We start from the raw sequence: 5,748 nt of genomic DNA, 5'->3' as shown, positions 1-5,748 counted from the left end.
GAACCAATAGTCGCCGTTACGAAAATAACGGATATACACCCAGCCCAACTCCCCCCAACACAAATGTCGCATCTGAAATCAGGTCAGACTCTCGTCAATCACCAACACCAGCTTCCCGGAAATCCGATTAGTCGCCAGCTCCGCAAACGCAGCCTCGGCATCCTTGATCGGAAACGTCCTGGCCAGTTGCGGACTCAAGCGCCCCTCGGCAAACAACGGCCAAACATGCTGGCTCAAGTCACTGAACAAGTCAGCCTTGAACTGATCATCCCGACTGCGCAACGTCGACCCCAACACCTGCACACGCTTGGCCAACACCTGCGCCAGATCGATCTGCGCCTCACGCCCCCCCATCAACCCAATCAACACCCAGCGCCCATCACGCGCCACCAGCTTGAGATTCAGCGCCGCGTAATTCCCCCCCACCGGGTCAAGAATCACATCGAACGGTCCAAAATCCCTCAAGCCCTCGATGCCGTCAGTACGTACCACACCCCCCTGAGCCCCCAGCGCTTCACAGTACGCAAGGCGATCCGCCGACCCCACGCTGACCCAACACGGGCTGCCAAACGCCTTGCACAACTGAATCGCCGCCGAGCCCACCCCACTGGCACCGGCATGCAACAACACCTTCTCGCCGGGCTTGAGGCCCGCCAACTGGAACAGGTTCAACCACGCGGTGCTGTATACCTCGGGCAACCCGGCCGCTTCGACCAGGGATACGCCCTCCGGCACCGGCAGCACATGCCGCGCATCCACCACCACTTCTTCAGCCATCCCGCCGCCAGCCAGCAAGGCGCAAACCCGATCCCCCACTTGCCACGACGAACCGGCGCCGACTTCGCTGATCACCCCGGAACACTCCAGGCCCAGCACCTGGCTGGCACCGGGAGGTGGCGGATAAAGCCCCGAACGCTGTAATAAATCGGCGCGATTCAGGCCCGCAGCCGCCACGCGAATGCGTACTTGGCCTACATCGCATGTAGGACTTGGCTCTTCTTGCCACTCCACATGACCTTCAACGCCTTGCAATGCTTTCACAGTGCCTCCATAGTGAGTCTGGACTGAGCCCGTTGCTGTAGCGTCGGGCTTTTTGCATTATGCGACCGGCCCATATGGAACCGGCGACTTCAAAGACGGCCTAATATGCGTTATCAATTGCCCCCGCGTCGAATCAGCATGAAGCATTTGTTCCCCAGCACCGCCCTCGCTCTTTTTATCGGTATCGGCCTTTTGCCGCTGTCGAGCAATACGTTCGCAGCCAACAGCTGGGACAACCTTCAGCCTGATCGCGATGAGGTGATTGCCAGCCTTAACGTCGTCGAGTTGCTCAAGCGCCACCATTACAGCAAGCCGCCGTTGGACGACGCTCGTTCGGTGATCATTTACGACAGCTACCTCAAGCTGTTGGATCCCTCGCGCAGCTATTTCCTGGCCAGCGACATCACCGAGTTCGACAAGTGGAAGACGCAGTTCGACGACTTCCTCAAGAGCGGTGACCTGCAGCCCGGCTTCACCATCTACAAGCGCTACCTGGACCGCGTCAAAGCGCGTCTGGACTTCGCCATTGGTGAGCTGGACAAAGGTGTCGACAAGTTCGACTTCACCAAGAAAGAGACCTTGCTGGTTGACCGCAAGGACGCTCCTTGGCTGACCACCGAAGCCGAGCTGGACGACTTGTGGCGCAAGCGCGTCAAGGATGAAGTCCTGCGCTTGAAGATCGCCGGCAAAGAGCCGAAGGCCATCCAGGAACTGTTGACCAAGCGCTACAAGAATCAGCTGGCACGTCTGGATCAGACCCGTGCCGAAGATATCTTCCAGGCCTACATCAACACCTTCGCAATGTCCTACGACCCGCACACCAACTATCTGTCGCCAGATAACGCGGAAAATTTCGATATCAACATGAGTCTGTCGCTGGAAGGCATCGGTGCCGTCCTGCAAAGCGATAACGACCAGGTGAAGATCGTGCGTCTGGTGCCGGCAGGTCCGGCCGACAAGACCAAGCAGGTTGCCCCGGCCGACAAGATCATCGGTGTGGCCCAGGCCGACAAAGAGATGGTCGACGTGGTCGGCTGGCGTCTGGATGAAGTGGTCAAGCTGATCCGCGGGCCGAAGGGCAGCGTGGTGCGCCTGGAAGTGATTCCGCACACCAACGCACCGAACGACCAGACCAGCAAGATCGTGTCCATCACCCGTGAAGCGGTGAAACTCGAAGACCAGGCCGTCCAGAAGCAAGTCCTCAACCTCAAGCAGGATGGCAAGGACTACAAGCTCGGCGTGGTGGTGATCCCGGCGTTCTACCTGGACTTCAAAGCGTTCCGCGCCGGTGATCCGGACTACAAGAGCACCACCCGCGACGTTAAGAAAATCCTCACAGAATTGCAGAAGGAAAAAGTCGACGGCGTGGTCATCGACCTGCGCAACAACGGCGGCGGTTCCCTGCAGGAGGCCACCGAGCTGACCAGTCTGTTTATCGACAAGGGTCCGACCGTGCTGGTGCGTAACGCTGACGGCCGTGTCGACGTGCTGGAAGACGAGAACCCGGGCGCCTTCTACAAAGGGCCGATGGCGTTGCTGGTCAACCGCCTTTCGGCATCCGCCTCGGAGATTTTTGCCGGCGCGATGCAGGACTACCACCGTGCGCTGATCATCGGCGGCCAGACCTTCGGCAAAGGTACCGTGCAGACCATCCAGCCGCTGAACCATGGCGAGCTGAAACTGACCCTGGCCAAGTTCTACCGGGTTTCCGGGCAGAGCACCCAGCATCAGGGCGTACTGCCGGACGTCGATTTCCCGTCGATCATCGACACCAAGGAAATCGGCGAGAGCGCCCTGCCCGAGGCGATGCCGTGGGACACTATCCGTCCTGCGATCAAGCCTGCGGTAGACCCGTTCAAACCGTACATCGCAGAGTTGAAAGCTGATCACGAAGCCCGCTCCGCCAAGGATGCCGAGTTCATCTTCATCCGCGACAAACTGGCCCTGGCCAAGAAGTTGATGGAAGAGAAAACCGTCAGCCTGAACGAAGCCGACCGTCGTGCGCAGCACACCGACATCGAGAATCAGCAACTGGTGCTGGAGAACGCCCGCCGCAAGGCGAAAGGCGAAGCTCCACTCAAGGAGCTGAAGAAAGAAGACGAAGACGCGATCGCCGCCGAGCCTGATAAAACCAAGCCGGAAGATGATGCCTACCTGAGCGAGACCGGGCGCATCCTGCTGGACTACTTGAAAATCAGCAAGACGGTGGCCAAGCAGTAAATGATGGCGATTTAATGTGAACGCTCCTCGGAGTGTCATCAAATAGACATCATTCTGTCGTGAAATGAAGGACCTGCCAAAGCAGGTCCTTTTTTTTCGACCCGAGAAAATCATGACCATGACCGAACAGCTGAATGCATTGGGCTCAATCCTGGCTCAAGGCAGTTTGCACAGCCTGTTCCAACCCATCATTTCCCTGTCTGAACGACGCGTCATCGGTTATGAAGCCCTCAGTCGCGGCCCGTCCAACAGCCCGTTGCACTCCCCTGTCGCACTGTTCTCCGTGGCCCGTCACGCCGGGCGTCTCAGTGAGCTGGAGATGGTCTGCCGGGAAAGTGCCTGCCGGCGGTTCAGCGAGCAGAAACTGCCGGGCAAGCTGTTTCTCAACGTCTCACCCGAATCCCTGCTGGAGACCGCCCACCAGCCCGGCCGTACCCTGCAACTGCTCAGCGACTTCGGCATCCCGCCCAGCCAGGTGGTGATCGAACTGACCGAGCAAACCCCGACCGACGATTTTCAACTGCTGCAAACCGCGCTGCACCACTACCGCGCCATGGGCTTTTCGATTGCCCTGGATGACCTGGGTGCCGGTTATTCCAGCCTGCGGCTGTGGTCGGAGCTGCGCCCGGACTACGTGAAGATCGATCGACACTTTATCGACGGCATCCACCAGGACGCCCTCAAGCGCGAGTTTGTCGGCTCCATCCTGCAAATCGCCAAGGCCTCCCGGGCCCAGGTCATCGCCGAAGGCATCGAGTTGCCGGAAGAGTTGGCGGTGCTCACGGAAATGGGCGTTGACCTGGTGCAGGGCTACCTGCTCTGCCGCCCCCAGGAACACCCGCCGCAGGAAGCGCGGTTGATGCTGCCCAAGCCCGACAACGCCAACGTCGCGCTGAACGACGAAGGCAGCGACCTCAGCGCCCTGCTCAACGAACAACCGGCCGTGGGCCAGCACACTGCCACGGCGCAGGTTTTGGAAGCCTTCCGGCGCCAGGCCAACCTCAATTCCCTGGCGGTGCTGGATGAGCGTGGCCACCCGATTGGCATCGTGCACCGGCACTCGCTGTCAGATGCGCTGCTCAAGCCGTTCGCCACCGATCTGTTCGCCCGCAAGCCCATCAGCCGCTTGATGAGTGATGACTTTCTCGCGGTGGAACTGAGCCAGTCCTTGCAGCAGGTCAGCCGCCTGCTCACCAGTCGCGCACGCCAGCGGATCGAGGAAGATTTCATCATCACCCTCAACGGCGATTATCTGGGGCTGGGCCGGGTGATCGATGTGCTCAAGCTGATTACCGAGCTGAAAATCCAGCAGGCACGCTATGCCAACCCGCTGACTTTGCTGCCGGGCAACGTCCCCATCCAGCAGTGCCTGACGCGGCTGTTGCAGCAACAACGCGAGTCTGTGATCTGCTACGTCGATATCGACAGTTTCAAGCCATTCAACGATATCTACGGCTATGGCCGGGGCGATGAAGTGCTGCTGTGCCTGGCGCAATGCCTGAACGACCGGGTAGACCCCAGCCGCGACTTCGTCGGGCATATCGGCGGTGATGACTTTTTGCTGGTGCTGGGGCCGCAGGATTGGCGCAAGCGGCTGAACCAGTTGCTGGACGACTTCCACACCCAGTGCCGGCGCTTCTATCGCAGCGAGCATCTGGACGCGGGCTGTTTCGTTGCACTGAACCGCCAGGGCGTGCGCCAGGAGTTTGCGCTGCTGTCGCTGTCCATCGGCGTGGTGCATTTGTATCCACAGGCCTGTGGACAACTCGATGCCAGCCAGTTGGCGGAACTGGCCTCGCAAGCCAAGCACCACGCGAAGAACGTGGCGGGCTACAGCATTCATGTGATTGACAGCCTGGAGTTGGGCCAGGCAGAACCGCAGCCGCTCTAGATCAGAGTTGCTCCAGGCGCATCTGCGCCAACGGGTGCCCGGCTCGGGCGGCGATTTTCCACCAGCGTGCCGCTTCCAGCGGATCAGGCGCTTTGCCAAGGCTGCCCGCAAGGCTCAACACCCCAATCTGATAGGCCGCCTTGCCGTCGCCGGCCAGGGCCGCCAGCCGCAACAGTCGTACGCCTTCTTCACGGGCGCCAAGGCCCTTGCCACGAAACGTCAGGATATGTCCGTAGAAACTCTGTGCTCCTACGTCGCCCAGATTGGCCATGCGCGCGAACTGGCCTTCAAGCCACTGCCAGCCACGCGGCTGTCGCACGAACCAGGACCAATGAAACAACTTGCGCGCCAGCCAGTAACTGGCATACGCCTTGAGCTTCCAGAACACTACGCCTCCGCTGACTCGGGATAATCGTACTCAAATACCCGCACCACTTCGGATGCGTGCCACGACGCCGCGGCCACGCCATCGGACGGCCCGCAGAAGCGCCCGAGACGCTCCACACATTCAAAGAAACCGGTACGTGGCAGGCGACTGGCGCCCTGGCTGATCACCAGGGAACTGCGCAGTGGTTGGTCGGCCTTGGCATCCAGCG

4 protein-coding genes and 1 pseudogene are annotated in these 5,748 nt (G+C 60.2%); 2 read left to right on the top strand and 3 right to left on the bottom strand.

The features are described from left to right. Window positions 1–78 precede the first annotated feature (78 nt). Window positions 79–1,041 carry a zinc-binding dehydrogenase gene (locus HX846_RS19750; protein ID WP_087694978.1) on the bottom strand — a complete coding sequence of 321 codons (963 nt, stop codon included), beginning with the start codon at window positions 1,039–1,041 and terminating at the stop codon, window positions 79–81. A 138-nt stretch (window positions 1,042–1,179) separates the two neighbouring features. On the opposite strand from HX846_RS19750, the gene HX846_RS19745 reads away from it, so the two are divergent. Together HX846_RS19745 and HX846_RS19740 are read left to right on the top strand one after the other, a co-directional pair. Then, window positions 1,180–3,261, top strand: a complete 2,082-nt coding sequence (locus tag HX846_RS19745) for a carboxy terminal-processing peptidase (RefSeq protein ID WP_023659269.1) — start codon at window positions 1,180–1,182, stop codon at window positions 3,259–3,261. Between the two features lie 112 nt (window positions 3,262–3,373). Next, window positions 3,374–5,152: a bifunctional diguanylate cyclase/phosphodiesterase gene (locus HX846_RS19740; protein ID WP_023659268.1), complete on the top strand. Its 1,779-nt coding sequence runs from the start codon at window positions 3,374–3,376 to the stop codon at window positions 5,150–5,152. Window position 5,153: 1 nt separating this feature from the next. Here the strand turns inward: HX846_RS19740 and HX846_RS19735 are convergent, their stop codons facing one another. Continuing rightward, window positions 5,154–5,540, bottom strand: a complete 387-nt coding sequence (locus HX846_RS19735; RefSeq protein WP_003211114.1) for a sel1 repeat family protein — start codon at window positions 5,538–5,540, stop codon at window positions 5,154–5,156. Continuing rightward, window positions 5,540–5,748: pseudogene (locus HX846_RS19730) on the bottom strand (hypothetical protein); the annotation flags it as partial. The pseudogene HX846_RS19730 and the gene HX846_RS19735, both read right to left, overlap by 1 nt.

This window comes from Pseudomonas sp. K5002 (assembly GCF_013386655.1).
Lineage (GTDB): Bacteria > Pseudomonadota > Gammaproteobacteria > Pseudomonadales > Pseudomonadaceae > Aquipseudomonas.
The sequence above is the reverse complement of the archived record's forward strand: the minus strand, read 5'-3'. Positions and strand labels throughout refer to the sequence as shown.